Source organism: Cohnella sp. (assembly GCF_041641335.1).
GTDB lineage: Bacteria > Bacillota > Bacilli > Paenibacillales > Paenibacillaceae > Cohnella.
The window spans coordinates 44041-70697 of record NZ_JBEPYQ010000026.1 but is presented as its reverse complement, the minus strand read 5'-3'; the positions used below and the strand labels follow the sequence as shown (position 1 = coordinate 70697).

Genomic DNA, 26657 nt, shown 5'->3' with positions numbered 1-26657 from the left:
CAGCTTATCTTTTCTCGATTCAAATGGCATGGTATCTCTCCGTTCAAGGCATCTAACAAGAGTATACCATAGCCACAAAAATAGTTTCATTATTTGTGGAACGTTATACTAGTCCATGTGCCTTTATATACGGAAGAGTTTGCAGTGGCCGTATCGAGAAGCAGCGAATGGTCGGCACACTCGCACATCTACTTGAAAGAATTAAAGGATCTGAGTCTCGTGTTGTTTCCGAATAACCATCATTGCCGCAAGTTGATCAATTCGTATTGTGAAGATCAGGGCTTTGATCTGAAACCCGTTATCGAAACGTCGGCGATGATCTCATTAAAGCGATTGGTGAAAAACAATATTGGCGGGACCGTTCTGCCCAGAACGGTTTTGCAAACCTGGGATGACCGATACTATCATATCGTAAGCTTGGTTGAGCCAACGCCTGAACGGGATATCGGTATCGTGTACAGATCTGACAAGTTCCTGGGTCAAGCCGGAAAAAGGTTTATCAGCAGCGTACAGGAACGTTTCAAGTAAAATCGAGAAGAGAGTCGGAATGCGGCACGGATACGGCCACTCCGCCTCTTTTGCGTCCCGTTTCGATATAGGCATGCGCTTCGACGATTCGCTCCAGAGGGTAGATTGTTTTGGTTTTATGAAAACGAACAGTCACAAAAGGCCGGTTGGGGTGTTATATAGGCGAAATCAAAAGGAGGGAGAGCGATGACTCAGGAGCGAACGTGCGAGGCTTCCGACGAAATGCTGATCCGTGCCGTTGGGGAAGGGCAAGTGGAGCTGTACGCGCAACTGATTGGGAGATATCAGCAGCGTTTGTACGTTTATTGCTATCATCTCCTGATGCAGCGGGAGGAAGCGGAAGACGCCGTACAGGACGTGCTGATTAAAGCTTACGAGAAGCTGTCGCTGTACAGATACAGTCAATCTTTCTCGGCATGGCTGTATAAGATTGCTTACCATCATTGCCTGAATCTGCTTCGGAAGCGGAAAAGGACGGCATTGTTAGCCAGACTGCTCAAGCCGCTCGGTCAGGATCATGCGGATGAAGGGTATGCGGCGGCGAGACGGAAGGAAGTGCTGGCGCAAAGCGAGCGGGCACTGCGGCGGTTAACGGTTGCTGAACGATCGCTGATTGTGCTCAGAGTAATGGAGGGGAAGTCCTATGAAGAGATTGGACAGACTTTTCCCCAATCGCCCGCGGCCTTGCGCAAAAGAGTAGAGCGAGCGCTATTCAAGCTAAAAAAAATCTGGGGGAATATGGAGGATGGAGAAGATGAGGAAGAGTCGGCCTATAGATTGGCACACAAATCTGACGTTGTTGAAAGAGCGACTGCCCCGAATCGATAGAACGGAACGGATTATGACTGAAATTCGCAATAAAAGCCGGATCGAGCAGCCGCAGTTGGTCATTCCATCGGATAAGAAGCCGGGGAGAATAAAAGCGGGACGCGTTTCCTTGATCGTAGCAGCGGTCCTCTTCGCATGCGGCTTCGGTTATGCGGCGGAATCCTGGAAGCTATTTGCCCCGGACGGGTCGGTCGCTTTGGAATATAGAAGCTTCATGCCGGGCGATGAGCCGATCGCCGAAGTCGATACGGCAGCTCTGCGGAGCAGGTTAGCTGAAGGGGAAGCGGCTGTGTTTTACTTGAAAGCTCAGAATCGCTATATCGGCCTTGCGAACGAACGGCAGTATACGGATTATTCGCAATATGCCGCAGAAGTCGGCCGCCGCGCACCTCTGAATGAAGTCGGGAACGGCTTTGTTTTCCAATCGGGATCGCTCGTGCACGATCTGAAATGGGGAATAGAGGACGAGAAAGAGTGGACGGACCCGAAAACCGTGGAGGGGATCAGCTATCAGACGATACCGCTTGGTGAAACGGTTGGATATTACGCGAACTACCAAAATGACCAGGGGAATAAAGTTTCGTTAAGCGCATGGTTTAATGTGCCGAATGGGGCCATTTTTACGACTGAGATGAATGAGTTGGATATGGAAAAGGTCACAATTGCCGCAAAGGAAGCATTCTACTTACAGGGTAGAGACGGTGCCGTACAGCGCGTGGCTTGGGGCGAAGGCAGCGGGAATCAGTACGCCTATTATCGTTTGGATGATCTCTCCGCCGAAAAAATGCCGCGGGAGCATCTGATGGAAATTGCATCCAGGTTGATTGGAGAATAAGAAGTCTGGCTGGATAACGTGAAACCCCATCTCGGGCCCAGGAACCTTTGGGTGGGGTTTTACTTTTTCTTGCAGTTATTCGGCACGATCAAGCGAAGCGCAAGTCAAAAGTTACCCATTGACGAAAACGTTATCTTTTTATATATTTGAATTCGATTAAGACATCGGCGTGTTACTGCGATTGCAGGCATGAGCCGGGAATAGGTTCTGACCCTATAAGGGGGTTGGCGCCTTTTCCCGGCTTTTTTCGTTGCTATCGGGGTGATCGTCGTTCAGCTGGGCAATCTAACCTTACAGGGAGGGATGGGATTGACGTCGATCGGCAGCATGCGAGTGGAGAAGATCGTCGGCAACAATGTCGTTCTGACCGTCGATCCGGTAAGCTCCAAAGAATACGTTCTGTTCGGCAAGGGACTCGGGTTCGCCTGCAAGGGTACGGAGTTCATCCGGAAAGACGACGCCCGGATCGAGCGGAGATACAAGCTTGAGGAAGGAGAGCCGATGGAACGGTACGAGTCGCTCGTCGACGAGCTCGATCCCGACGTGATCGAAGTGTCGGACCGGATCATCGAGATGATGAAGGAAAGATTGGGCACGCCCGTCCACCCCAAAGTGTACTTTGCGCTCCCGAATCACATTCAATTCGCGGTATACCGGCTTCGCAACGGAATGGCGATCGACAACCCGTTCCTGCTCGAGACGAAGCTAGGTTTCCCGCTGGAGTTCGAGCTCGCGGGCATCGCCGCGGAGATGATCGAGAACAAGCTGCGGATCAAGGTGCCGGAAGACGAGACGGGATTTCTGGCGCTGCACGTTCGTTCCGCAGCCGTGACGACGCCGGTCGGCAGGCTGGCGATGTTGGCGGCAGCCATTAACGATACGGTGGAGCGGGTTGAGAGAGGGCTCGGTATCGTCGTTTCGAGAGATAGTCGGAGTTACTTCAGGCTAGTCGCCCATTTGCGCGAAGCGTTCGAATCGCTGGCGGAAGACCGCAGGCCCGATAACCCGCTAAGGACGCATATCCGCGAGAACTATCCGAACGAGTACGGCATTGCTTCGGAATCGATGCGCCAAGCAGCGGATGCGCTCGGGTACCCGGGAGATATCGAGGATGAAGCGGGATATTTGGCGTTGGCGCTGAACCGTTTCGTTCAGACATACGAGAAATAAGCGGTCACGATTGAAAATTACACGCGAGAGGCGGATAAACGAGATGTTGGGAAAACTATTCGGCAATGACAAGGCAAAGGCGAAGACGGTGGAGATCGTCGCGCCGCTTACGGGAATGCTCGTTTCGCTGACGGAAGTGCCGGATGAGGCGTTCTCTCAGGGCTTCATGGGACCAGGCGCGGCTATCGTGCCGACGTCGGGGGTGGTCATGGCTCCGTTCGACGGGAAGATCGGACATCTGATCGATACCGGGCACGCCGTGGTCGTGGAGCATGGCTCCGGACTTGAATTGCTTATTCACGTCGGTATCAACACGGTGGAAATGAAGGGCGAAGGGTTCAAGCCGCTGGTCAAAACCGGTGACAGCGTGAAGCAAGGGCAGCCGCTGATCGAGGTCGATCTGGACCGCATTCGCGAAGCGGGTTACTCCGCCGTGACGCCGATCGTCGTCGCCAGCGAAGATCTCGCGGAAGGCGTGGACAGCGTCTACGGGGACACAATCGCGCAGGCCGCGGCGATTATGACCGTTCATCTCAAATCGGCCAAATAAAGGCGAAGGAGAAAGATTATGCTGGCGTTCTTGCAAAAAATAGGGAAGTCGTTAATGCTGCCCGTCGCCGCCCTGCCGGCCGCGGCGCTGCTGCTTCGCTTCGGCAATATCGATTACGTGAAAGATTTCGGTTGGGGCTCGTTCGGGGAATGGCTCAACCATTATATTGCGCCGTTTCTCGCTGCCGGCGGCTCGGCCATATTCGACAACTTGCCGCTCATCTTCGCGATCGGGATCGCCATCGGCATGGTCGGCGACGCCGTGGCAACGCTTGCGGCCGTTATCGCGCATCTCGTTCTACTGAACGTGCTGGAGAAAGTGCCGGTCGCGTTCGCAGGCATCGTCGGCAAAGACATGAAGCTGGACATGGGCGTGCTCGGAGGGATTTTGGCGGGCTTGGTCGCTTCCTTCATGTACAACCGGTTCCATCAGATCAAGCTGCCGGACTGGCTCGGATTTTTCGCCGGCAAACGGTTCGTCCCGATCGTCACCTCGTTCGCCATGGTCATCATCGGCCTGCTGTTCGGCTTGATCTGGGGTCCGGTGCAGAGCGCGCTGGACGAATTCGGCAACTGGGTAGTCGGTCTGGGCGGCATCGGAGCCTTCATTTACATGACCGCCAACCGGCTGCTCATTCCGTTCGGCCTGCACCATGTCATCAACTCGATCGCCTGGTTCCAGATCGGCAGCTTCACCGATGAAGCGGGTAAGGTTGTGTACGGAGACCTGCACCGGTTTTTTGCGGGCGACAAATCGGCGGGTCTGTTCATGACCGGGTTCTTCCCGATGATGATGTTTGCGCTGCCGGCCGCCGCGTTCGCGATTATCCATTCGGCCAAGCCGGAGAAGCGCAAGCTCGTCTCTTCGATCTTCGTCGGAGCGGCATTCGCTTCGTTCTTGACCGGGATCACCGAGCCGCTGGAGTTCGCGTTCATGTTCGTCGCGCCGGTCCTGTACGTCGTCCATGCGATCTTGGCCGGCGTCTCCGGCTGGTTGATGGCTACGCTCGAAATCAAGCACGGCTTCGGTTTCTCTGCCGGGTTCCTGGATTACGCCATCAACTATCCGCTGGCGACGAAGCCGTTGCTCATTCTTCCGATTGGCGCCGGGTTCGCGCTGGTCTACTACGTGTTGTTCAGGATCATCATCTCCGCGTTTAACCTGAAGACGCCAGGACGGGAAGACGGAGAGCTAGTGATCGACGGCCAAGCGTCGGAAGATAAGAAGGGCTCTCTCGCCAGCGATGACAAGCCCGGTCAGGTGCTTGCGGCGCTCGGCGGTTCGGACAACATCGAGACGATCGATGCTTGCATTACCCGGCTGCGGCTCGTTGTGAAGGACGATGCGGCGGTCGACGACGCCGAGCTGAAGAGGCTCGGGGCATCCGGCGTCATCCGGCTTGGCAAGGGCGCGGTGCAGGCGATCTTCGGAACGCAATCCGAGCGGCTCAAGGATCAGATCAAGGACAGAATTTGAACTTATTCGGGGGAGGCACGATAGCTATGCAAAAAACGTTCACGGTGGAAAATCCGACGGGCATTCACGCGCGCCCGGCGCGCAAAATCGTCGAGGCGGCAAAAGCTTTCGCAGGAGACGTGTTTCTGGAGAAGGCCGGCAACCGATTTAGCGCGAAGAGCTTGGTGAAGGTGTTGTCGGCCGGCGCGAAGCAGGGCGACAGCGTCTCGGTCGTCGCGGAAGGAGACGGGGCCGAAGCGGCGATCGACGCGATCGGAGCGGTGCTCGTCTCGCAAGAAAGCCACTGATATGGGCGCGAGGTTAAACGGAACGCCGGCCTCTTCCGGCATTGCGATCGGGTACGCGAAGGTGCTTCGCGCGGAGACGGAATCGTCCGAGATTCGCAAGATCGATCCGGCGCAGGCGGAAGCAGAGGCCTCTCGATTCGATGCGGCCGTCGCGTCGGCGGCGACAGAGCTGGAAGCGATTCGCGCTAAGCTGCTCGGTGAAGGCAAGACGCACGAAGCCGAAATTTTCGAAGCGCATGCGTTCCTGCTCGAAGACGAAGAGCTGGTTGGCGTCGCCCGCGAGAAAATCGTCGCCGAATCGTATGAGGCGGCTTCCGCGATTCGCGAAACGGCGCAGGAGGTGGCGGAAGTGCTGGGAGCGTTGGACGACCCGTATTTGCGCGAGCGATCTGCGGACGTGCTCGATGTTGGCCGCCGGCTCGTCCGGTTGCTGCGCGGCGAGCAGTCTGTCGGCGCGAAAGATGGGGCAGACGAAGGCGCTTCTTCTGAAGGGCGGATGATTCTGATTGCCGAGGATTTGACGCCTTCGGAGACGGCCGGGCTGAACGCGTCCGCCGTCGCCGGCTTCGCTACAGCCGTCGGTGGCGCGACGTCCCATTCGGCCATCATTGCCCGCTCGGGCGGATTTCCGGCGGTCGTGGGCATCGGCGCCGAAATAATGACCATCAGGGACGGGCAACTCGTCGTCGTGGACGGAGGGAACGGAGTCGTCCTTGTCGATCCGGACGCGGCCGTTCTGGCCGAATACGAAGCCCGGCGCGAAGCCGACAGCGGAAGACAAGCGGCTTATGAGGCGTACCGCGATCGTCCGTCCGTCAGCGCCGAAGGCGTGCGAGTCGAGCTGGTCGCCAACATCGGTTCCGCGGCGGATGCCAAGGGAGCGAAACGCAAGGGTGCGGAGGGCGTCGGGTTGTTCCGTACCGAATTCCTGTTCATGGGGCGGGACGCGCTGCCTTCCGAAGACGAGCAGTACGAAGCGTATCGGGAAGTCGCCGAGACGTTCGGCGCGGACGCGCCCGTCGTTATCCGCACGATGGATATCGGCGGCGACAAGGAACTGCCGCTGCTTGAGCTCGAGAAGGAGGACAATCCGTTCCTTGGCTATCGGGCGATTCGGATTAGCCTGGACCGTCCGGAGATGTTCAAGACGCAGCTTCGCGCCATTCTGCGAGCCAGCGCGTATGGCAATGTGAAAGCGATGTTTCCGATGATTGCGACGCTGCGGGAATGGCGCGCGGCGAAGGCGTTGCTGGAGGAAGCGAAGCGGGAGCTGTCGGGGCAGGACATCCCGTTCAATCCGGAGATGGAAACCGGCATCATGATCGAAATTCCGGCGGCGGCGATGATGGCCGACCGTTTCGCGCGCGAGGTCGACTTCTTCAGCATTGGTACGAACGATCTCGTGCAGTACGCGATGGCGGCGGATCGGATGAACCCGAAGCTATCGGCGTTGTCCGACCCGTTCCATCCCGCCGTATTGCGGCTCGTCGATCGGGTCATTCGCGCGGCTCACGAACACGGGAAATGGGTCGGCATGTGCGGCGAGATGGCCGGGCACCCGCTTGCGCTCCCCCTCCTGCTCGGCATGGGGCTCGACGAGTTCAGCATGAGCGCCGGAGCGGTGAGCCGCGCGCGCTGGCTGCTGGCGCGACTGCACCAGGACCGGCTGCGCGACCTTGCGACTGCCGTTTTCGACGCGGACGACGCGGCGGAAGTGAAAGAGCTCGTGCTCCGTGAGGTTCCGGATCTGCGCGAGATCGTGTGACAGGCGATCAACGCCGTCCCTTTGGGGGGCGGCGTTTTTTTGCGCAGAGAAGACGCACGACATTTGGGGAATCCCTTAGTTGGGGGTGACTGTAAAGAATGCCCCCATACGAAAGCAAGCATGTCCGCTTGCCAATCGTATAGGGGCATTTTTCGCCCGATAATGCCGGCTCCGTCCGGAGGTGTTGTCGCACAAGCCGGATCTGCGGTTGACGGGCTAATCCAGAATAACGATTCTGCCGGTAATTACGCCGTTCTCGTCCTTGTGGAACAGCAGCGCCTTGTAGACGTCGTCTTTCCCGCTGATGGAGAATCTCTCGGAGAATCCGACCTGATCTTCGGTGAAATATTCGTCCGGTGAGATCGTTGGGCTCCAGCCGTCATAGGCATACTTGAGTTTTCCCGAATCGTCGGAGGTCATTTCTCGGATGGATTCCGGAATCGTCTCCCCGATTCTCTCGCCGGCGCGCATTTTGGCTCGTACGTCCTGGATCCGGGCTATCCCTTCGTCTTCTACCGTATTGGCGGAGCGTTCGTTGTCCTCCGACTCCGGCGGAGACGATGGATTCAACAAGGCGTCCAGATAAGCCTCGGCCTTGACAGGGTCCGCTTTGGCCGCGTCGAGAGGAAGATCGAACAGCAGCGAAGCTCCCGAATAGTCTTCCTTGGCATAGACTTCGCCGGTCGCTTCGTCATATCCGAACGCCTTGTTGCTGAAGAACGCGGTGCCGCTGGCAATCGCCAAGTACACGCCCCTATCCGCAAAGATTTCCACCTGATCGCACTCGATCATCCTGTAAGTTACGCCGTCGATAACGGTCTCGCCATATCCGCCGTTCATCGTGAAGATGTTAACCTGCCACGGCTTCTGGCCTTTAATCAACGGGGATACGAAGAACGGATCCAGCCCGTATTCGTCATCGGCGGTATTCGGCATCGGCTTGCCGTCCTGTCTGGCAATAGATACGACCGCATACGTCCTGTCGGGGTAGAGCTCCTCCGAAGACTGGCGGAACTCGCTAAGACTTGCTCCCGAGACGAGGCCGTGCAGCGTAAAACGATAGTCCCCGGACGCCTTTGATTGATTGATCTGAACCGCATCCTTGCTTTCGAACGCTTCGGCCAGCATCCGGTCTCCCAATCGCTCCGCGACCTGCTTGGAGCTGAACAACTGGTTTGCCGCATAGGCCGATACGGACAGGACCAGCAACAATACGGCAGCTAACAGCCCTACGGATAATCTCTTCTTATATTTAGGCTTCATTTCATTACGCTCCTTTAATTGACGGATGAGGCTTTCATTCAACTCTTCGCCGGGTTCTGCCGCATCGGCCAAAGATTGTCTGAGCAGTCGATCCCAATCCGCGTCCCTCATAGGGGATCCACCTCCAATACCTTTCTCATGTTCTCGCGAGCCTTATGCAGCCTGCTCTTCACGGTTCCAGGCGGAATTCTCAGCGTTGAAGCAATCTCCTCGATCGTCATGTCGGCTGTATAGTACATGTAGAGGGGAAGCTTCAGCTTATCGTTCAGCCGGTGAGCGGCTTCCCGAATCATGGCGCGCAGCTCAAGCGACAGCACCGCATCTTCCGGCGTTGCTTCGCTTGCGAGGGGCACTAACAACCGATCCGCCGCTTCGCCAAGCTCGGCCGTAGGTGCGATTCTTTGCCTCCACGCAAGCTTGCGTCGATGATTTTTGTGCAGCAGAACGGCAATCGATATGAGATAAGCTTTCGGATTGCGGGACGGGTCCATCTTGAACCGCAGCTCCACGGCCTTCAGAAAAGTTTCCTGATACAAATCGTCCGCATCCGCTCTGTTTCCTGTCAGCTTGCAGCAAAAACCGTAAATTGACTTCCCATGCAGTTTCACGAGCTCGATCAACTCATCGATGTCCAAGTCCCTTCTCCCTCCTGAATGGCCATTCACTTACATATTGTCGCAACCGGGGAGCCGGTTCATTTTAAAAAAACTCCCCATACGGAGGCAAGCTTGTTCGCCTGCCAGCCCCGTACGGGGAGCGCCTCTCTCGCAATCTATTGTTCGGAAAATTAAACACGCCGCCGTTCGGCTTAACCTCGAGCGTGTTCGCGTTTTCTTGAAAGTCCTTGGGAAAGACGGAGGTCAGAATCCGGCTCTTCTCTTCCGCTTTAATATCCGTATGGACGGTGATGACGTCCGGCTCGCCCCATACGTCGCTGTTGAACTTGAACTCGAATACTTTGTCCCGGGGTACGTTGTACAAGGGCATTAACGCCTTGTCCAGATCGGAGCCGTACTTCTTCTTGAGATCGAGAACGGTCGTTCCGCTCGCAGGAACGGCGGTTTCCGCCGAGGCCTTGACGCTTTCCGCGGGGACTTGAAGCTTCGTCAATCCCCTATGAATCGACAGAAAATAACATTATTATACATGAAAATGGAAGGATGTGGCACCCCTATTGGCTATCAACCATGTTGCGGATTTAGGCAGGCGTTCATGCATTGGAAGGTCGGGGAGCTCGCCCGACTGACGGGCTTAACCGTACGCGCGCTGCTAACCTCATTCGCTCGTTACGATCGGTTAGCTGTTCGATTCGCCTTAACGTACTTAAGCTGGGCGACGATGATGACGCTGATGATAACCAGAAGGAACCACGAACTGATCTTGCTGAAGCTGACCAGCCGCCAAGCTTGGTGCTGGTCAGGGTACTTCCAGGCGTTGAAGAACGTGGAGATATTTTCGGCCAGCCAGATGAAGAAACCCACAAGGATAAAAGCAAGCGTTAAGGGCATTCTATAGGTGGTGCTCCGCACCCGGTAGATGATCCGCGTTTTCCAGAACACGATAAGCACGAGGCCCGTCAGCCACCAACGAAAATCGGCAATAAAATGATGAGTGAAAAAGTTCAGGTAGATGGCTCCGCCCAGCAGCATCGAAGGCAGAAATCCGGGCCAGCCCGTCATGTCCATCCGCAGTCTCCGCCACACCTGACACATGAAGCTTGCCACGCTGGCATACATAAAGCCGCTGTAGAGCGGGACGCCGAACAGCTTCATATACGCCGGCTCGGGGTACGACCACGACCCCATATTGACCTTATACAACTCGAGCGCCAAGCCGATCAGGTGGAACAAGCAGATCACTTTGATTTCGTCGAGCGTCTCCAATCCGCTTCGGTACATGAGGTATTGCACGCCGAGCAAGACAAGCAGAATGGCGTCGTAACGAGGGATGAACGGCACTTGCACTACGTTAGACAGAGCTAGAGTTCCGAAGATCGCCACCGGGAAAATGCAGCTCATCGCCTGATGGTATCCGAAATGCAGCAGTTGAACGAGAGGTTTCAATTCAGCCTATCTCCCCGCGCTCTTCATGGGCGCTTTTGTTTTTACTTATCATAAAGGGGTAACGGATTCGAAAAAATAGAAATTAACCGAGGCGAAATTGCTTATTTTGAAAAAAATCGAGCAGGATACAAATTCGATACAACACGGATATTTCTTTGAAATAACTCCGCTTTATAGTGGGATTATCAAACCTGCTATAACAAAGGAGAAGAGGATACAGATGAAAACGAAAATGAGAAAATCCCTCGTAACGCTAATGGTAGTCGGAATGACCGTAGTAGGGGCGGCAGGCGCGTATGCGGGAACGAGTTTGCTCCGCAGCGGGGCTTACCCCGGAGAGAGCGTCGCCATCGAGACGAACGCACCGGACACGGCGCCGGTCGCTGGAGAAGGGTTGGAAGTGTCGTACAGCGACGCTCAAATCAAGGAGATCCTCAAAGCGTTCTCCGCGTTCGAAGGGTTCGAGACGGCGTATGCGCCGACTCGGATGGCCAGCGGCGACGTTTATCAGAAAGCGGTCGCCACAGGCGACGGGGTTAACCTGGTGTTCGATCATATGCTCGTCAACGTCTCGCCGAGAGATTATTCCTACGAGTATGAGGGGACGACGGTCAGCCTGGCCAACGGCGTACAGGGCAAATGGTACACCCCGTCCGATACGCCGATGCTCAGCTTCAAGGCGGGCGATCGCACCGTCACGATCAGCTCGAGCGACGAGTCGCTGAGCAAGAGCGAGATAGAGCGGGTAGCCGCTAGTGTTGCTGAGCTAAGCTAATCTAAGCGTTAAACCGAGAACCGCCTTTCCCGTACCCGGGTTAGGCGGCTTTCGCTGTTTATCTCGGTGCGAGGAGCTGTTGACGGCGGGCAGTCGTTTCTAAGACTGAGGCTTGATAGGCACGCACAGTTCGCAAAGCTCGTCTCTAAGCAGCTCGCCGGTGTACCTTTCAACAATCGGTTTGTCGTCCATCTGATAACCGCCGCTCTGCAAAGCCGGGAAGATAGCAGCCCATGCTTTCTCCATCTCCTCCGCCGTATGTTCGATTTTGCATATCGCATAGCTTCCTCCGGAGAAGAAGCCTTCGCTAACCGCATCATCGATCGGTTCCGCCTCGGATAGGACGATGCACGCATCGTACCTGCAGTGTTCAGGCGGAGTTACAGCAGGGTGATCTTGCGGAATGCCGAATAGAATGGCCGAATTCGTGAGCAGTTTCCTTTCCTCGGCCCACTTCTTTAACTTCTCCATGGCTTGAGCATTGGCGGGACCGTAAGGGCCAACCTGACGTACATAGGCAATGCGATAGGGCGCAAGAGTTTCGACTGTAAGCTGCATGATTCAATCTCCATTCCTGAATAGTATCGGATGCAGTTCGAATGCTATCATGATATAAAATGAAATTCCAACACCATGCGAATAAGCCCGCTCAGCGGGCTTATCGGTTTCGCTCATTCGTAATCGCTGCCAGTCAGGATTACGCCCCCATGAAATGGAGGCCCTTCTTTTTCAGCTCCTTAGTCACTGGCCGGAACGCCCAGCCGCCGCAGAAGCTTCAGAGGCCGACGTCTGCGCCCACGCTTCGTCCAGATCGCGGATCAGATCGTCCGGGCTTTCCAGGCCGATATGAAGCCGCACCAGGCTGCGTGCGCCGGGAACTCCGTGATCTTCCGAGGTCGGGTTAGCGCTGACCAGCGATTCGAAGCCGCCCCAGCTCACCCCGATCTTGAAGTAGCGCAACCGGTCTGCCCACGCCCGCATCGTCTCGTGGGATTCGGCGGATTCGAAGGAGAACAGGCCGCTTGTGCCGTCCATCTGCCGCGTGGCCAATTCATGCTGCGGATGCGACGGCAGGCCGGGGTGGTTGACGCGCAGCACGTACGGCTGCCGGAGCAGGTGCTCGGCGACCTTCAGCCCGCTGCGCTCGTGGCGTTCGAGCCGAAGCGGCAGCGTTCGCAAGCCGCGCTCCACCTGCGCGGCCGTATGCGCCGTCATGATTCCGCCGAGCATCATGTATTCCCCTTCGGCGATTCGGCCGACCAGCTCCTTCGAGCCGCTGACGACGCCTCCCATGCTGTCGCTCTGCCCGGAAATGTACTTCGTGATCGAATGAACGACCAGGTCGATTCCGAGCGCCAGCGGGCGCTGGAACACCGGAGTCGCCCAGGTGCCGTCGATCACGGTGACGATGCCGCGGCTGCGGGCAAGCGCGGCGCAAGCGGCCAGATCCTGCAGCTGGAACAGCATCGTAGAAGGGCTCTCCAGATACAGCAGCTTCGTATTCGGCCGCAGCGCGGTTTCGATTGCCTCGATGGAGCGGCCGTCTACGAACGTCGTCTCCACCTGGAACCGGGCCACATAATGCTGCAGGAAATGCCGCGTCGGCCCGTAAGCCTGATCGATGCAGACGACATGATCCCCCGCTTTCACGTTCGACAGAATCGTCGACGAGATCGCCGCCATGCCGGACGCGAAGCATTTGGACATCTCCGCGCCTTCCAGCTCCGCCAGCTTGTCTTCGAGATACCGTACGGTCGGGTTGTTCCCCCTGGAGTAGACATGCCGCTGCTGTTCGTTCGCGTGCGCCTGCGTAAACCGTTCGTAGGTGTCGAAGGAAAACAGACTCGTCTGGTAAATCGGAATATGGATCGATCCGTGGTGCCTGGCGTCGTACGGATCGTGCGCGACCGACGTGTGGAGCCGTTCTCGATGATTGTCCTTGTGCATGATACGCATACCTCTTTCTTCACTAGCGTCAGTGCTTGCCGGCTCGTTCAAGTTATCCTTTGACCGCGCCTTGCGTCAGTCCTTCGACGATATACCGCTGCGCGATCGCGAACAGCACGACGGTCGGAATGACGGACATCATCGTGCCCGCCGACATGGCGCCCCAATCGATGTCGAACTTCATGACGAACGAGTTCATCGCCACGGGCAGCGTCTTCAGCGCCTCATTATCGATGAACATGACCGCCATGAACAATTCGTTCCAGTTCTGAACGAACGCGAAAATAAACGTGGCGGTAATGCCGTTCATCATCACCGGCAAGATGACGCGCACGAGCGCCGACAGCCGCGAGCAGCCGTCGATCATGGCGGCTTCCTCCAGACTCTTCGGAATTCGCTCGAAAAACCCTTTCAGCAATATGGTCGAGAACGGGATCAACCCGACGGTGTACATCAAGATGAGCGAGAAACGCGTGTTGACCAAGTCCAGACTTGTCATCATCATGTATAGCGGTCCCAGCGAGATGAATCCGGGCAGCATCTGGGTCAGGAAGAAGCCGAGCATGACCTGGCCGTGTCCCCGGAACGAGAACCTCGCCATGACGTAGGCGCTAAGCACGGAAATGACGGCGACGATCAGTGCCGCCGTGAGCGCCACGAGCAAGCTGTTAGCGATATAGATTTGAAACTTGGAAACCCGAATGATGTCGGCATAGTTTTGCCAAGTCAGAGTTTCTGGCCAATAGCGGATCGGGTACGTGAAAATATCCTTCTGCGGCTTGAGGGACGTGATGGCGATCCAGAGAAGGGGGAACACCATCAGCGCGAAATACACGGCCAAGGAGACGACTTTTAATCCTCTCAACGAATATCGCTTCATGCTAGAAATCCCCCAGTTTCCCGGCTTTCGTGACCGTCAAATAGAAGATCGTGTACAACAGCAGCAGGCCGATCATGACGAGGCCGATCGCGGAAGCCGCTCCGTAATCGCCGCCGTACATGATGCGGTCAAGCATAAGCGAGGACAGAATGTGAGTCTTGCCCGCCGGACCGCCGTTCGTCAAGCCGTAGATGATCGCCGGATCGTTGAAAATCCAGATCGCCCGCAGCAGCGTCGTCGTCAGCACCGTCGGCATAATATAGGGCAGCGTAATGTTGAACAGCTTGCGAATCCCGCCTGCTCCGTCCATGCTGCCCGCTTCGTACAGCTCGGAAGGAACCGACTGCAGCGCGGCCAACAGCATGATCGCGAAGAAGGCGATACCGTACCAGACGTTGGCGACGATGACGGAGAACATCGCCCATTGCGGGTCCGACAGGAAGCCGATCCGCTCGTCGATCAGGCCCGTTCGCAGCAGCAGGTCGTTAATGACGCCGATCTGGGAGTTGAACAGCCACTTCCAGATCAGGCCGATCAGGAAGCCGGACAGCGCCCACGGATAGAAAACGAAGCCCTGGAACAAGCCGCGCCCGCGAAACCTCTTGTTCAGCATCAGCGCGATCGCCAGTCCGATCACGAACTGGAAGATGAGCGACAGGAACACCCAGTACGCGCTGTTAGTCAGAGCATCGAGGAATTTGGGATCGTTGAAGATGCCCTTGAAATTGTCGAAGCCGATAAACCGAACGTTCGTCAGGTCGAACAGCGTATAGTTTTGGAAAGCCATCACGATTCCGCGTCCGAACGGGTAATACGTAAAGACTGCTACCAACAGCACGGCCGGCAGCAAGCTTAACGCGATGAACTTGCGAGACGAGTTGCGCGAGCCCGCCAACCGCCGCCTCGACAGGAAAGAAAGCCGACCGTTCATGAAGATCTCCACCTTTGATCGAGAAAGGTGACGATGGACGGCAGCCGCCGCCCATCGCCCGTCTGACAGAGCCTATTTGGCGTTGTAATTCTCTCTTTCCTTCGCCCAGTATTCGTCCCACTTTTTCAACGTATCGTCGATAGACGCGCTGCCCAGAAGCATCGCTTGGCCGGTCTCCATGGCGACTTGCCCCCATTTGCCCGTACCCGGATATTTCGTATTCGCTTTAAGATTGACGTACTCGTCCGGCTTGCCTCCCATCTCCAGCAGCGACTTGTACATCGCGTCCTGGAAGAACGGGTCTTCGCTTGCGCTCGTATGAATCGGAACGAGTCCGGTCGCTTTCGCGAATGCGGTGTTCTCCTCCGCTCCGGACAGGAACTGGATCAGCTTGAAAGCCGCGTCCTTATTCGGAGAGTAGCTGGTCACGCCCCAGCCTGCGCCGCCGGCGAACACGAACGACTTGCCGCTCGGCCCCTTCGGCATCGGCGCGGTGCCGACCGTGCTGATGTCCATTTTCTCCTTCAGCGACGGAATCGTATCCGGATCTTGCAGCAGCATGGCGGTTACGCCCGACGTAAAGGCTTGAACCTGCTCGGAGAATCCCCAGTTGATCGAATCCTTCGGCGAACCTTCCTTGAACAGCTTGACGTAGAGCTCCAGCGCCTGCTTCGCTTCCGGCGTAGAGAACATCGTCTTGCCGTCATTCAAGAAGTTCGGATCCTCATGGTCGATATGGTCGAAGTTGTAATTCTGGATGATCGCATCCGGCACGGCGTTGGCTCCCGAGCCTCCCCGGAAAGAGAAGCCGTAGCGGTTCTTGTTCGGGTCCGTCAGCTTGATTGCGCTTTCAACAAGCTCTTCGTAGTTGGTGGGCGGAGTGAGCCCGGCGTCCTTGAACCAATCGGCGCGGTAGAACAGCTGGCGCTGGTACATCCCGTTCGGAATGAAGTACAGCTTGTCGTCCAGCGAACCGACCGACTTGGAAACGTCGGTGATCGTGTTGTATTCCGCCCAACTGGCCACGTATTCGCCGAGCGGCTCGATGTAGCCGTTGTTGACGAACTCGGCTACCGTCAGGTCCCGTACCTCGAGCACGTCGAGATCCTGCTTGGCCGCCAGCATCGTCTTGATCTTGTTGTCGGCCTGATCGAACGGAGGAGAGATCAACTCGACCTTGATGTTCGGGTTTTGCGATTCGAATTTGGCTAGCATTTCCTTCAAGTAAGTCGTGCGGTCGGGACTCGTCAAGCTCTCGATCATCCGCAGCTTCACCTGTTTCTCCGCTTCGTTGCCGCTGGCGCCGCTGCTTCCGGAAGGCTCCGCTTTGCTGCCGCTGTTGCCGCCGCAGCCCGCCAGGACGCTGAACAACATCACCCCTGCTACCGTCCCCGTTAATGCCTTTGCCCTTTTCTTTACCGTCATCTCTTTTCGGCCTCCTTTTTCCAAATCGACCTCAAATGTACAGCAATCTGACAGTCATCCTGTCTGATAGGTATTAGTGTAAAGAAACGGTTAAATGGCGTCAATACTTATTTCTTGAATTGTAAAGCTCCGCTAGAATAAGAGGGGCGCAGAGCCGCGAGTTTTAATAGGTTTTGATAATTTCTTCGATCCGATTCATCATCTTGTCGAATTCCGACAGCGCCTTCTTCGGATCGCGGGCGGCAATGCCCTCGAACATCGAGCGATGATAGGGGTACGTCTCGTCGAATAGCCGCTTGTCGCCGAGCGGTTCGTTGAAGAATTTCTCGTACATGCCGGAGATCGATTCAAGCACGCTAAATAAAATCGGGTTGGACGCCGCGCGCATGACGCTGCGATGGAACGCCAAATCGATTTTCGACGTGTCGAGGTCGGCTTCCCTCAGCTTGTCGTATTCGCGCAAAATCTCCGCCAGTTCCGCGACTTGGGCCGGAGTGATCCGTCTCGCCGCCAGTTCAACCGCTTTGCCTTCGAGCGCCCGCCGCACGTCCAGAATCGACAGCAGGAAACGTTTCTCGTTCTCTACTTTGACTTTGCCGGCGAAGCGGTACGTGCCGACGTCGCGAACGAAGATGCCTTTGCCGTTGACGACGTTCACGATCTCGATCGTCTCCAGATGGCGAAGAGCCTCGCGCAGCGAAGAGCGGCCGACGCCGAACATCCTCGTCATTTCCTCGACCGAGGGCAGCTTCTCCCCTTCCTGGAGCTCTTTTTCTTCGATATATTTTTGAATTTCTTGAGACACCAATTCGTGCATCAGTTGTTTGTGGATTTTCGCCATAGCCGGGGTCACTCCTAGCCGAACGACATAATTTCCTCGCCCTGATCAGGAGAATCATAGATGATCGAAGCGCACGTTGTCAAGACGGACGGGCTTGCGCCTGACAAGCGCCTCGATAGTTGCAATGGCATTCTATATGCTTTATCCTTTAATGGGTTGCAATGACATTCTACTGAGGGGGAGAGTCGTTTGACCGAACGCCAAAAGCCGGCCGCAACCGGGACGGACGCAACGGAATCCCACGGTCCGTACATTTCGGCGATTTATCGTCACATGCAGGTGTTGATCTCCGGCGAGCTTGCTCCTTATCGAATTGGAAGCGGGCAGTACATCTTTCTGATGGCGATAGCGTCCAAGGAACCTCTCACTCAGAAAGCGCTGAGCGAGAGACTGCTGATCGACAAGACGACGACCGCCAAGGCGATCGCCAAGCTCGAAGCCGAAGGATACGTGCGGAGAGAAGCCGATCCGGCCGACAACCGTTACCAGTTGCTTTACTTGACGGAGGCAGGACGCGAAGTCGTTCCGAAGGTGCAGGAGGCGCTGGGTCGCGTCAAGAATCAGACCCGCAAGGGCATTTCCGACGAACGGTATGACCAGCTGTTGGAGTTGCTGAAGATCGTGCTTCTCAATCTGAGCGAACGGGATAGACCAGAGGAGTAACGGAGTGAGAAAAGAGTTGCAGGATGGCCGCGCGGGAAGGGGGAGCCTGAAGCCCAAGCGGCCAAGCCGGTCGTCGTTAACGACCGCATCGGCGTGTGCCGAGTACGGATCTGCTGCGAAGCTAAGCGGCTTTTGGCGGTCTGAACGCTTGAACGATCTGCTGAACGATCAGCAGCAGCACCCCCGCGAACACCCAGATATCCGCGAAATTCATCGTTGCCATTTCGGAGAAATAGAGGAAGTCCGTCACCTGATTGTACAGGAGCCGATCGATGGCGTTGCCGAGAGCGCCGCCGATGATGAGGGCTGTGCAGACCTGCACGAACGTTCCGCGCAGCTTGCCCTTCTGCCGCATGTAGATCGCCGCAGCCGTCAGCGCAAGCACCAGAACGGCAAGGGCTCTTCCCCACCCGTGGAACAGGTTGCCGGTAGAGCCCGTGTTGACGAGGTGGATCAGCTTGAGGCCGATGCCCGGAATTTCCGCCGTCTGTCCCAGCTCGAGCTGCATGCGGATCGCGACCTTGGTCGCGATGTCGATGACCAGCGCCGCCGCGATAATCAGATAGAAGTACATCGCAATCTCCTTGTACCTTAAGACTTGTCGGATAAGGTGTGTTTTCCTCATTAACGTACTCTATTTCTCCTTATCTTACAATCCAAGGCTCCAGAGATTGCAGAGGAAGGTTTCTTCTCCGATGCGCAGGGACATTCCGCTTACGAGTCGGTCTGCCGCAGCTTGCCCCTCCAAATACAGTAACCCATACCGACGTAAGTCAATCCCCAGAACAGCGCGAAAAATTTGTACTCCGCAATGGGAACGAACATGAACAGCAGCATGAGAATGAGAAGACCCACGATCCAGCGCGGAAACACCCTGGCTCGATAGGTGACGAATGCGAACAGCACAGTGCCTCCCGTCAAGGCGGCCAGACTGACCAGCGACGACGCCATGACCATCGGGGCTTCGCCGGACAATTGCGACGGATCGGTTACGGCAAACGTGGAGAAGACGAACGCCGCCGTTACGATATTGCCCAGCGTGATGGATAGGACGCTAATCAGGCCGAGAGCGCCGCTTTCCTTTGCTTGCACGGCGTAAAACACAATCGAGCCAATCGACATCAGGATGCAGGCAATATAGCCGCATACGAGCTCGGGCAGGCTGTCCGTTCCCCAGATCAACGACGTCGGCGTCATGCCCATGCGGGCTACCCCGGCCAATAGACAGATGATAGAAAACCATTTGATCGATCTTGCGTCAATGCTCACCGTAAATCGACTCCTTTGTTTTCGTCTGCCCCTAATCTTATTCGCCGCTCCGGTCGTTCGAAAGAGGAGGCTCTTATCCTTCGGCAGGAAGATCGGCTCCCGATTCCGGGAGCACGGGAAAAAATCGGGAAATTCTCGCGCCGCACGCTCGGACAACCCGGGAAAGCCTTATAATAGAAGCATGAAAACGATGCGAATTCTGCGGCTGCTCGTCGGCCTCTTCTTTGCGGCAACAGCCGTTCTATATTTAAAAACGATACCGGGCTATTACGATACGCTTCTGTCGCAATGCTTCGTCGACGGTTGCGGCCTGTCCGTGCCTCCGCTTGTTTTCGTCTACGGTTTTCCTGCCGCGAGCACGACGGCCGCTCTCCTCGTCGCGATCGACTGCGCCTTGACTGCGGCTTACTACGCCTCCGCGGCGACCCTGCTATGGAAAGGAGCCCGCGAGCCGATGGGCATCGTCGCGGCGCTGGCGATGGTATCGTTCGGCACTTCGTTCCCGGTGCTTGCGGTTGTCGGCACCGCTCCCGAATCCTGGACAAGGCTGTGGTTCGACGGAGTATCGGCAATCGGCTGGATGTCCCTATCGCTGTTTTGCCTGCTGTTCCCTAACGGCCGGTTCGTTCCTTCCTGGTCTCGCTACTCCTTACTTCCTGTGGCGGCACTAGTCGTCGCGAACCTCGCCTACGGAGGAAACTTCTGGGAGAGTGCGGGTTGGCCGGGCTATTTGCAATTGATCTGGTTTCTGTGCTGGATGGGCTTGCTCATTAGCGCTCAAGCCTTTCGGTTCCGCCACATTTCTTCGCCTGCCGAGCGTCAGCAGACGAAGTGGGTCGTCTACGGAGTTGCCGTAGGCATTGCCGGCTACTGCTTCGTCGCTCTGCTGTTCGAGCCGGCATTCCATCAGGGCAGAGCCTTGTACTTCATCGGTCTGAATGCCTCGCTCCATCTGGTTCTGTCCGCTATTCCGGCGACGCTTGCTCTGGCTGTTCTGCGCAAAAGATTATGGGACATCAATCCGCTCGTGAACCGGACGATCTTGTACGGAGCGCTCACCGCCTGCGTGGTGCTGATCTATACGGCAATCGTACTGTACTTGGGAGCGCTGATCGAGCATCGAAACGACTTCATCGTCTCGCTGATCGCGACCGGCATTGTCGCTGCGGCGTTCGGGCCCCTCAAGGAGCGGTTGCAGCGTCTGGTGAACCGGTGGATGAAAGGGCGTCACGACGATCCGTACGCCGTGCTGCTGGAGCTGGGAAATCGCATGATGCAGCCGATCACCCCGCAAGAGATGCTGGAGGCGACCGCCCGCCAGGTGAAGGAGGCGCTTCGCTTGCCCTACGCCGGCATTGCCGTCGGTATAGCCGGGCAGGAGACGTTGCTGGCGAAGGCCGGAGAGCTTCGCGATCAATCGGCGGCGCAGGCGTTTCCGATCGTGCTGCGAGGGGACACTCTCGGTACGCTGTACGCAGCCTGCCGATCGGAAGGAGAAGCTTTCTCGGTCGAGGACGAGATTTTCCTGCAGGTGCTGCTGAGGCATATCGCGCCGATCGTCAACAATGCCGACATGCTGAGGAGCCTGGCGCGGCTGGCCGAGGACCTGCAGGATTCCCGCGAGCGGTTAATTGTTGCCAGGGAAGAGGAGAGGAGGCGCCTGAGGAACAATCTGCACGACGATCTGGCGCCGAAGCTGGCCGCCTTGGCGCTCCACGCGGCGACCGCCCGCAAGTTCGTCGACAGGGACCCCGCCGCCGCGTCGGCCATGCTGGATGAGCTGGCCCGCATGATCCGCGCCTCCGTCGAGGACATCCGGACGCTCGTTCGCGACATGCGGCCGACGGCGCTCGACCAGTTGGGGCTGATAGGGGCCATTCGCGCCCGAATGGAGGAGATGGCCCATTCAACGTCGCTGATCGCGGGGGTCGCGGAGCGGCCCGGCCCGAAGTTCCGGTTCGAACCGCCGGAGTCGCTGCCCGGCTTAAGCGCCGCGGTCGAGGTGGCGGCCTACCGGATCGTCACGGAATCGATCGTCAACGTCGTCAAGCACGCTCAGGCCAGCGTATGTGAAATCCGACTCGGCCTCGACGGCGACAGCTGGCTAAGAATCGAAGTGACCGATGACGGCATCGGCGTAGCGAGCCGGTCAGATTACGGGGCGTCTGGCGGAATCGGGCTGTTGTCCATCCGGGAGCGGGCTGCCGAGATCGGCGGGGAATGCGGCATGGACCGGCCGGCCGGCGGAGGTACCCGCGTATGGGCCATATTGCCTCTGTAGGAGTGGAAAAATGAGAATTATCATCGCCGAGGATCATCCAATGTTTCGCAGCGGAGTGCGAAGATTGCTGTCGACAACCGAAGATCTGGAGGTGGTCGGGGAAGCTTCCAGCGGGGAAGAAGCCGTCGAATTGACCGAGCGGCTGCAGCCCGATCTCGTGTTGATGGATATTCGCATGCCCGGAATGAACGGCATTGAAGCGACGCAGGCGATCAAGGAGAGGTGTCCGTCCGTATCGGTGCTGATGCTGACCATGTACCGCGACGACCATTCGGTATTTACGGCGTTGCGGGTCGGAGCCGGAGGCTACGTGTTGAAGGACGCGGAGGAAGAAGAACTGCTTCAGGCGATCCGCATGGTCGGCAACGGAGGGGCCGTGTTCGGCAAAGGCGTAGCGGAGCGCATGATGCGGCATTTCGCGGCGCAATCCGCTCCTTCGCCGCGTATGGCGGACGAGGTTGGCACAGAGGAGGACGATTCGGCCGCGGCGTCGACACTGCCCGAGATTCCGATTTTCGAGGAATTGACCCGGCGCGAAGCGGAAGTGCTGCTGCGGATCGCCCGCGGCGATACGAACGCCCAGATCGCCGAGCGGCTGCGGATCAGCGTGAAGACGGTGGCCAACAACGTCTCCAATATTTTGAACAAGCTGCAGGTTATCGACAGGCGCGAAGCGCGCCGACTTGTACAAAAGCATCGTTTGACGTGAATTTTGCGCGCGAGGGGGCAGATCACGACCATGGGCATATAATGGGTTTATCAACTTATGGAGGGAAACCAAATGTATCTTGCCCCTGTCGCTTATCCGACCCATGCCGGCTTTAACGGCCCCTACTACTACTGCGGCTATGCATTCGGATATCCCGCTGCTTACCGGTATCCTGCGACATACCGGTATCCCGCGGCGTATCAGGGAATTACGCGATCTGAAGGCAGTGTCGTGTTGAAGGATTACGGGAAGGAGCCGTTAGCCATCGACATCGAGGCGGCCGCGGAGCAGAACGACGCTTACCGGACCGCTTTATGGACGGGGGATCATCTGCAAGTCACCTTGATGAGTATCGGCGTCGGAGGCGACATCGGTCTGGAGGTGCATCCGGACACCGACCAATTCATTCGTATCGAAGAGGGACGAGGCGTCGTTCGAATGGGGAAGGCCAAAGGCAAACTGGACTACGTACAGCCGGTTTCCGGAGGCTATGCCATCATGGTGCCTGCGGGAACGTGGCACAACCTCGTCAACACCGGAGACGAACCGCTGAAAATCTATACGATCTATGCGCCGCCGCATCATCCACCGGGCACCGTTCACAAGACGAAGGCCGATGCGATGGCCGCGGAGTGATGGATAGAATGGCCGCCACATAACCAACGGACCCGAACTATTCTCAATACGGAGTAGTTCGGTTTTTGTTGTATAGTCTTACAATCCGAACCGCTTGATTACATCGCAGGGAAGGTTCGCGCGACATTCGTAATCCATGACCGCGCCTGCATCGAGTTTATCCCGTATCTTGTACCCGTCGCCCATATTTTGATCGCATGATGGACATCGAAACTATGGTTTGCTATTATTTAGATGCAACAATTCCAGAACGAGGTTTTATAATGTAAAACTATTGTAAGGGGGTCAGACAGAGAAGAAACATGCCCATCATTCAAGCATTGGATAGAGCCTTGAAAATTATCGATTTATTCGACGAGCATCGTATGGAGTACAAGCTGTCTGAAATAAGCTCGGCCATGAACTTGCATAAGAGTACGGTTCATGCTCTGTTGAAAACGCTCCAAACCCACCATTACATCGTGCAGGACGAAAATTCCGGGAAGTATCGCCTTGGGATGCGATTTGTAGAGAAGGGGCAATTGCTTCTCAATCATTTCGACATTCGGGAAATCGCCAGACCCCATCTAAGAGCGTTGTCTGCTGAGACCGGCCAAACGACGCATTTGGTTATTATGGATGGAAAAGAAGGCATATATATTGACAAGGTAGAAGGGCATAAGGCTGCAATCCGGTATTCGCGTATCGGGCGCAGAGTACCCTTGCATAGCAGTGCTGTTGGTAAGGTGCTGGCGGCTTTCCGGCCTGTCGATGAGCAGAAGCAGATGATGGCAGGGTATACGTTTGTTAAGCATACGGATAAGACGATCGACAACCTAGAAGCTTTTATGGAAGAGTTGGAGAAAGTAAGGGAGCAAGGATATGCGATTGACAACGAGGAGAATGAGCCGGGGGTCCGATGTGCCGCTGCTCCGATATACAATCATAACGGTCAAGCGATAGCGGCGTTGAGCGTATCCACGATGCTAGCACACGTTGATGATGACGAACTCGCACATTTAATCGAATTGCTTGCATGGGAAAAGAGTGAAATTTCCCGGCAGCTTGGTTATCGAATCTAGTTCAAGATAGATCGAATCGTAATGAAATTACGGCTCGATCTATCTCCAAAAACAAGAACGAAGTTTTATATTATAAAACAAGGAGATGCAAAGATGAGAATTATTCGATATCGAAATGGCGCGGAGCCATGCATGGCAGCAGTAACCGACGAAGGTAAGGTCTACCCGTTGGCGGATTCGGACTTCCTATCCTTCCTTGAACGAATCGAGAAGGCTGGGAAGACCCCTCTTGAAGACGTGAACGATCAGATCCGTTCAACTCGGCAGTTGGACAGGGAGTTTGATACTCTTGAACTGCTTACCCCCGTAGATGCCCCGGAGGTATGGGCGGCCGGCGTAACGTATGAGCGCAGCAAGGAAGCAAGAAATTATGAGGCGACGGACGGTAGAATGGATGCAACCACCTTCTACGACAAGGTGTACGATGCGGAGAGGCCGGAATTGTTCTTGAAATCTACGGCGGCCCGAACGGTCGGCCATCTTGATCCGGTTTGCTTAAGAAGCGACTCGAACTGGCAAGTTCCCGAGCCGGAGCTCGGTTTGGTATTAAATAAGCGCGGCGATATTATAGGGTACATCATCGGCAACGATATGAGCTGCCGCGATATTGAAGGAGAAAATCCGTTATATCTTCCGCAAGCCAAGGTCTGGAAGCAATCCTGTTCGGTCGGACCGATCATCCGATTAGCCGAAACGGTTCAAGATCCCTATCAGCTGCAGATTACTCTGAAGATCTATAGAGATGGAAAGAAAGTCGTAGATGAATCGGCAAGCACCGGACAACTTAAGCGCAAGCTGGAGGAACTCGTTTCCTTCCTGCGCAGGGATAATCTCGTGTTCGACGGTACCGTTCTCCTTACGGGGACTTGCATCGTTCCGCCGAATCAATTCACGCTTGCGCCTGGAGATAGGATTGAAATTGAAATCACAAGCCTTGGAACTCTGGTGAATACCGCTGTAACGGCCTAATTATTAGTGATTAAAGAGAGGACGATTATCATGACTAACAACCTCCCCCCAGTATATGACAACTACATTGATGGCGAATGGAGAAGCTCCAAGGGCGGCAGAACGCAGAACAGTATCAATCCGGCAAATAAGAATGAAATCGTCGGGATCATTCCGGAATCGTCTAAACAGGATTTAGAGGATGCCGTTGCAGCCGCGAAGGCGGCCAGGCTCGCATGGCGTAAGCTTGCTGGAACTGAGCGGGGAAATCTGTTATTCAAAGCCGCCGATATTATGGAAAGCAGAACGAATGAAATCGGTGAAGCGATGACCTTGGAAATGGGGAAGACATTACCCGAGGCGAAGGGCGAAACCGCGCGCGGCGTAGCCATTCTGCGCTATTATGCAGGAGAAGGCATGCGTAAAATAGGCGATGTTATCCCTTCTTCCGATGCGGCTGCTTTCCTGTATACGACCAGATCGCCGCTCGGAACGGTAGGGGTGATCTCTCCTTGGAATTTCCCGGTTGCCATTCCCGTTTGGAAGCTGGCCCCTGCACTCATCTACGGCAACTCGGTCGTATGGAAGCCGGCAACGGAAACAGCGGTCACGGCCGCAAAAGTAATGCAATGCTTCCATGATGCCGGATTCCCGGCAGGCGTGTTGAATATGGTCGTTGGGAGCGGCAGCGTCATTGGGCAAGGGATTGCCGAACATGCAGACATTAACGGAATCACCTTCACCGGCTCCAATGCGGTTGGTCAAGCGGTAGGGCAAGCGGCGCTGTCGCGCGGAGCTAAGTATCAACTCGAGATGGGCGGGAAAAATCCGATCATTATTGCGGCGGATGCGGACGTCGATCTGGCGGTGGATGCGACGATTAGCGGAGGCCTTCGTTCTACGGGGCAGAAATGTACGGCGACCAGCCGAGTCATCGTGGTGAGGGATGTTTATGAGGAGTTCAAGTCAAAGCTGGTTCAGAAGGTTGCCGAACTAAAGGTTGGGCATGGATTGGACGGACAAACGTGGCTTGGGCCGTGCGCGAATGAAAAGCAAATGGAAACGGTGCTCTCTTATATCCGCAAAGGTGTAGAAGAAGGGGCGGTATTGTTGCACGGGGGCACACGTCCGACGGATAGCGCTTTATCCGATGGCTTCTATGTGACTCCCGCGATATTTGATAAGGTGACTTCGAAAATGTCGATTGCTCAGGAAGAAATATTCGGGCCTGTGCTTACCTTAATCGAAGTGAACGACATTCAAGAAGCGATAGAACTAGCGAACGATACGGATTATGGTCTTAGCGCTTCGATCTACACTCGCAATATCGGTAACGCGATGCAGTTCGTTCAAGAAATGGAAGCGGGTCTTGTCCGTGTTAATGCAGAAACAGCCGGTGTTGAACTTCAAGCGCCGTTCGGCGGCATGAAACAGTCCAGCTCGCATTCAAGAGAGCAGGGCCAAGCGGCTATTGAATTCTATACCTCGATTAAAACCGTATTCATTAAGCCGTAACGTATGAACAC

General features: G+C 56.0%; 28 protein-coding genes. 16 read left to right on the top strand and 12 right to left on the bottom strand.

The annotated features are described in order from the left end of the window. Positions 1–117: 117 nt before the first annotated feature. The 8 genes from ACESLM_RS11025 to ptsP all read left to right on the top strand — a co-directional run bounded on the left by ACESLM_RS11025 (position 118) and on the right by ptsP (position 7439). Positions 118–528, top strand: coding sequence for a LysR family transcriptional regulator substrate-binding protein (locus ACESLM_RS11025; protein ID WP_372631635.1), 411 nt, complete (start codon positions 118–120; stop codon positions 526–528). 186 nt (positions 529–714) lie between these two features. Beyond that, complete coding sequence (locus ACESLM_RS11020) at positions 715–1356, top strand: RNA polymerase sigma factor (RefSeq protein ID WP_372631633.1); 642 nt, start codon at positions 715–717, stop codon at positions 1354–1356. Between the two features lie 109 nt (positions 1357–1465). Continuing rightward, positions 1466–2191, top strand: coding sequence for a hypothetical protein (locus tag ACESLM_RS11015; protein WP_372631632.1), 726 nt, complete (start codon positions 1466–1468; stop codon positions 2189–2191). Positions 2192–2500: 309 nt separating this feature from the next. Beyond that, the gene (locus ACESLM_RS11010) at positions 2501–3361 is read left to right on the top strand and encodes a BglG family transcription antiterminator (RefSeq protein ID WP_372631630.1); all 861 of its coding nucleotides are present in this window, start codon (positions 2501–2503) and stop codon (positions 3359–3361) included. A 43-nt stretch (positions 3362–3404) separates the two neighbouring features. Beyond that, the gene (locus ACESLM_RS11005; RefSeq protein ID WP_372631629.1) at positions 3405–3911 is read left to right on the top strand and encodes a PTS sugar transporter subunit IIA; all 507 of its coding nucleotides are present in this window, start codon (positions 3405–3407) and stop codon (positions 3909–3911) included. A gap of 18 nt (positions 3912–3929) precedes the next feature. After that, entirely contained in the window at positions 3930–5387 is a 1458-nt protein-coding gene (nagE, locus tag ACESLM_RS11000; RefSeq protein WP_372631628.1) for an N-acetylglucosamine-specific PTS transporter subunit IIBC, read from the top strand. 26 nt (positions 5388–5413) lie between these two features. After that, complete coding sequence (locus ACESLM_RS10995) at positions 5414–5674, top strand: HPr family phosphocarrier protein (RefSeq protein WP_372631627.1); 261 nt, start codon at positions 5414–5416, stop codon at positions 5672–5674. Position 5675: 1 nt separating this feature from the next. Beyond that, the gene (gene ptsP, locus ACESLM_RS10990; RefSeq protein WP_372631625.1) at positions 5676–7439 is read left to right on the top strand and encodes a phosphoenolpyruvate--protein phosphotransferase; all 1764 of its coding nucleotides are present in this window, start codon (positions 5676–5678) and stop codon (positions 7437–7439) included. 216 nt (positions 7440–7655) lie between these two features. Here the strand turns inward: ptsP and ACESLM_RS10985 are convergent, their stop codons facing one another. The 4 genes from ACESLM_RS10985 to ACESLM_RS10970 form a co-directional block, all read right to left on the bottom strand. Then, positions 7656–8813, bottom strand: a complete 1158-nt coding sequence (locus ACESLM_RS10985) for a hypothetical protein (RefSeq protein ID WP_372631623.1) — start codon at positions 8811–8813, stop codon at positions 7656–7658. Then, positions 8810–9337, bottom strand: a complete 528-nt coding sequence (locus ACESLM_RS10980) for an RNA polymerase sigma factor (protein ID WP_372631622.1) — start codon at positions 9335–9337, stop codon at positions 8810–8812. The genes ACESLM_RS10985 and ACESLM_RS10980 overlap by 4 nt, the downstream gene beginning before the upstream one ends. A 64-nt stretch (positions 9338–9401) precedes the next feature. After that, complete coding sequence (locus ACESLM_RS10975; protein ID WP_372631621.1) at positions 9402–9812, bottom strand: hypothetical protein; 411 nt, start codon at positions 9810–9812, stop codon at positions 9402–9404. Positions 9813–9988: 176 nt separating this feature from the next. Continuing rightward, positions 9989–10765, bottom strand: coding sequence for a DUF817 domain-containing protein (locus tag ACESLM_RS10970; protein WP_372631620.1), 777 nt, complete (start codon positions 10763–10765; stop codon positions 9989–9991). 220 nt (positions 10766–10985) lie between these two features. Here ACESLM_RS10970 and ACESLM_RS10965 point away from each other — a divergent pair, with 220 nt between their 5' ends. Then, positions 10986–11540, top strand: coding sequence for a hypothetical protein (locus ACESLM_RS10965; protein ID WP_372631619.1), 555 nt, complete (start codon positions 10986–10988; stop codon positions 11538–11540). A gap of 99 nt (positions 11541–11639) precedes the next feature. Here ACESLM_RS10965 and ACESLM_RS10960 read toward each other — a convergent pair whose 3' ends face one another. The 6 genes from ACESLM_RS10960 to ACESLM_RS10935 form a co-directional block, all read right to left on the bottom strand. After that, positions 11640–12098, bottom strand: a complete 459-nt coding sequence (locus ACESLM_RS10960; RefSeq protein ID WP_372631618.1) for an AraC family transcriptional regulator — start codon at positions 12096–12098, stop codon at positions 11640–11642. Between the two features lie 183 nt (positions 12099–12281). Next, positions 12282–13487, bottom strand: a complete 1206-nt coding sequence (locus ACESLM_RS10955; protein WP_372631617.1) for a trans-sulfuration enzyme family protein — start codon at positions 13485–13487, stop codon at positions 12282–12284. 52 nt (positions 13488–13539) lie between these two features. Then, positions 13540–14367 carry a carbohydrate ABC transporter permease gene (locus ACESLM_RS10950; protein ID WP_372631616.1) on the bottom strand — a complete coding sequence of 276 codons (828 nt, stop codon included), beginning with the start codon at positions 14365–14367 and terminating at the stop codon, positions 13540–13542. 1 nt (position 14368) lies between these two features. Continuing rightward, a complete protein-coding gene (locus ACESLM_RS10945) occupies positions 14369–15298 on the bottom strand; it encodes a carbohydrate ABC transporter permease (RefSeq protein ID WP_372631615.1) in 930 nt (309 codons plus the stop codon). A gap of 72 nt (positions 15299–15370) precedes the next feature. Next, complete coding sequence (locus tag ACESLM_RS10940) at positions 15371–16723, bottom strand: ABC transporter substrate-binding protein (RefSeq protein ID WP_372631614.1); 1353 nt, start codon at positions 16721–16723, stop codon at positions 15371–15373. A 163-nt stretch (positions 16724–16886) separates the two neighbouring features. Continuing rightward, positions 16887–17564, bottom strand: coding sequence for a FadR/GntR family transcriptional regulator (locus ACESLM_RS10935; RefSeq protein ID WP_372631613.1), 678 nt, complete (start codon positions 17562–17564; stop codon positions 16887–16889). Between the two features lie 189 nt (positions 17565–17753). Between ACESLM_RS10935 and ACESLM_RS10930 the strand changes: the two genes are divergently transcribed. Continuing rightward, the gene (locus tag ACESLM_RS10930; protein ID WP_372631612.1) at positions 17754–18227 is read left to right on the top strand and encodes a MarR family winged helix-turn-helix transcriptional regulator; all 474 of its coding nucleotides are present in this window, start codon (positions 17754–17756) and stop codon (positions 18225–18227) included. A 121-nt stretch (positions 18228–18348) separates the two neighbouring features. Here the strand turns inward: ACESLM_RS10930 and lspA are convergent, their stop codons facing one another. Further along, positions 18349–18801, bottom strand: coding sequence for a signal peptidase II (lspA, locus tag ACESLM_RS10925; protein ID WP_372631611.1), 453 nt, complete (start codon positions 18799–18801; stop codon positions 18349–18351). A gap of 140 nt (positions 18802–18941) precedes the next feature. After that, the gene (locus ACESLM_RS10920; protein ID WP_372631610.1) at positions 18942–19496 is read right to left on the bottom strand and encodes a hypothetical protein; all 555 of its coding nucleotides are present in this window, start codon (positions 19494–19496) and stop codon (positions 18942–18944) included. A gap of 181 nt (positions 19497–19677) precedes the next feature. Between ACESLM_RS10920 and ACESLM_RS10915 the strand changes: the two genes are divergently transcribed. The 6 genes from ACESLM_RS10915 to gucD all read left to right on the top strand — a co-directional run bounded on the left by ACESLM_RS10915 (position 19678) and on the right by gucD (position 26646). Beyond that, positions 19678–21777 carry a GAF domain-containing sensor histidine kinase gene (locus ACESLM_RS10915; protein ID WP_372631609.1) on the top strand — a complete coding sequence of 700 codons (2100 nt, stop codon included), beginning with the start codon at positions 19678–19680 and terminating at the stop codon, positions 21775–21777. Positions 21778–21787: 10 nt separating this feature from the next. Further along, positions 21788–22486 (top strand): response regulator transcription factor, encoded by a 699-nt coding sequence (locus ACESLM_RS10910; RefSeq protein WP_372631608.1) that lies wholly within the window; start codon positions 21788–21790, stop codon positions 22484–22486. A 72-nt stretch (positions 22487–22558) separates the two neighbouring features. Further along, a complete protein-coding gene (locus tag ACESLM_RS10905) occupies positions 22559–23122 on the top strand; it encodes a cupin domain-containing protein (RefSeq protein WP_372631607.1) in 564 nt (187 codons plus the stop codon). A 302-nt stretch (positions 23123–23424) separates the two neighbouring features. After that, a complete protein-coding gene (locus tag ACESLM_RS10900; RefSeq protein ID WP_372631606.1) occupies positions 23425–24183 on the top strand; it encodes an IclR family transcriptional regulator in 759 nt (252 codons plus the stop codon). A 93-nt stretch (positions 24184–24276) separates the two neighbouring features. Further along, positions 24277–25152 carry a fumarylacetoacetate hydrolase family protein gene (locus tag ACESLM_RS10895; protein WP_372631605.1) on the top strand — a complete coding sequence of 292 codons (876 nt, stop codon included), beginning with the start codon at positions 24277–24279 and terminating at the stop codon, positions 25150–25152. Between the two features lie 30 nt (positions 25153–25182). Next, on the top strand, positions 25183–26646 hold the full coding sequence (gene gucD, locus ACESLM_RS10890) for an alpha-ketoglutaric semialdehyde dehydrogenase GucD (RefSeq protein ID WP_372631604.1): 1464 nt from the start codon (positions 25183–25185) through the stop codon (positions 26644–26646). Positions 26647–26657 lie beyond the last annotated feature (11 nt).

What these genes read in the sequence shown, in the direction of transcription:
- ACESLM_RS10940 (WP_372631614.1), bottom strand. Translation starts at nt 16,723, where the DNA reads ATGACGGTAAAGAAAAGGGCAAAGGCATTAACGGGGACGGTAGCAGGG.
- ACESLM_RS10965 (WP_372631619.1), top strand. Translation starts at nt 10,986, where the DNA reads ATGAAAACGAAAATGAGAAAATCCCTCGTAACGCTAATGGTAGTCGGA.
- ACESLM_RS10905 (WP_372631607.1), top strand. Translation starts at nt 22,559, where the DNA reads ATGTATCTTGCCCCTGTCGCTTATCCGACCCATGCCGGCTTTAACGGC.
- ptsP (WP_372631625.1), top strand. Translation starts at nt 5,676, where the DNA reads ATGGGCGCGAGGTTAAACGGAACGCCGGCCTCTTCCGGCATTGCGATC.
- ACESLM_RS11005 (WP_372631629.1), top strand. Translation starts at nt 3,405, where the DNA reads ATGTTGGGAAAACTATTCGGCAATGACAAGGCAAAGGCGAAGACGGTG.
- ACESLM_RS10955 (WP_372631617.1), bottom strand. Translation starts at nt 13,487, where the DNA reads ATGCACAAGGACAATCATCGAGAACGGCTCCACACGTCGGTCGCGCAC.
- ACESLM_RS10900 (WP_372631606.1), top strand. Translation starts at nt 23,425, where the DNA reads ATGCCCATCATTCAAGCATTGGATAGAGCCTTGAAAATTATCGATTTA.
- ACESLM_RS10910 (WP_372631608.1), top strand. Translation starts at nt 21,788, where the DNA reads ATGAGAATTATCATCGCCGAGGATCATCCAATGTTTCGCAGCGGAGTG.
- ACESLM_RS10915 (WP_372631609.1), top strand. Translation starts at nt 19,678, where the DNA reads ATGAAAACGATGCGAATTCTGCGGCTGCTCGTCGGCCTCTTCTTTGCG.
- ACESLM_RS10935 (WP_372631613.1), bottom strand. Translation starts at nt 17,564, where the DNA reads ATGGCGAAAATCCACAAACAACTGATGCACGAATTGGTGTCTCAAGAA.
- ACESLM_RS10945 (WP_372631615.1), bottom strand. Translation starts at nt 15,298, where the DNA reads ATGAACGGTCGGCTTTCTTTCCTGTCGAGGCGGCGGTTGGCGGGCTCG.
- ACESLM_RS10995 (WP_372631627.1), top strand. Translation starts at nt 5,414, where the DNA reads ATGCAAAAAACGTTCACGGTGGAAAATCCGACGGGCATTCACGCGCGC.
- ACESLM_RS10985 (WP_372631623.1), bottom strand. Translation starts at nt 8,813, where the DNA reads ATGAGGGACGCGGATTGGGATCGACTGCTCAGACAATCTTTGGCCGAT.
- ACESLM_RS10950 (WP_372631616.1), bottom strand. Translation starts at nt 14,367, where the DNA reads ATGAAGCGATATTCGTTGAGAGGATTAAAAGTCGTCTCCTTGGCCGTG.
- ACESLM_RS10895 (WP_372631605.1), top strand. Translation starts at nt 24,277, where the DNA reads ATGAGAATTATTCGATATCGAAATGGCGCGGAGCCATGCATGGCAGCA.
- nagE (WP_372631628.1), top strand. Translation starts at nt 3,930, where the DNA reads ATGCTGGCGTTCTTGCAAAAAATAGGGAAGTCGTTAATGCTGCCCGTC.
- ACESLM_RS10960 (WP_372631618.1), bottom strand. Translation starts at nt 12,098, where the DNA reads ATGCAGCTTACAGTCGAAACTCTTGCGCCCTATCGCATTGCCTATGTA.
- ACESLM_RS11020 (WP_372631633.1), top strand. Translation starts at nt 715, where the DNA reads ATGACTCAGGAGCGAACGTGCGAGGCTTCCGACGAAATGCTGATCCGT.
- lspA (WP_372631611.1), bottom strand. Translation starts at nt 18,801, where the DNA reads ATGTACTTCTATCTGATTATCGCGGCGGCGCTGGTCATCGACATCGCG.
- gucD (WP_372631604.1), top strand. Translation starts at nt 25,183, where the DNA reads ATGACTAACAACCTCCCCCCAGTATATGACAACTACATTGATGGCGAA.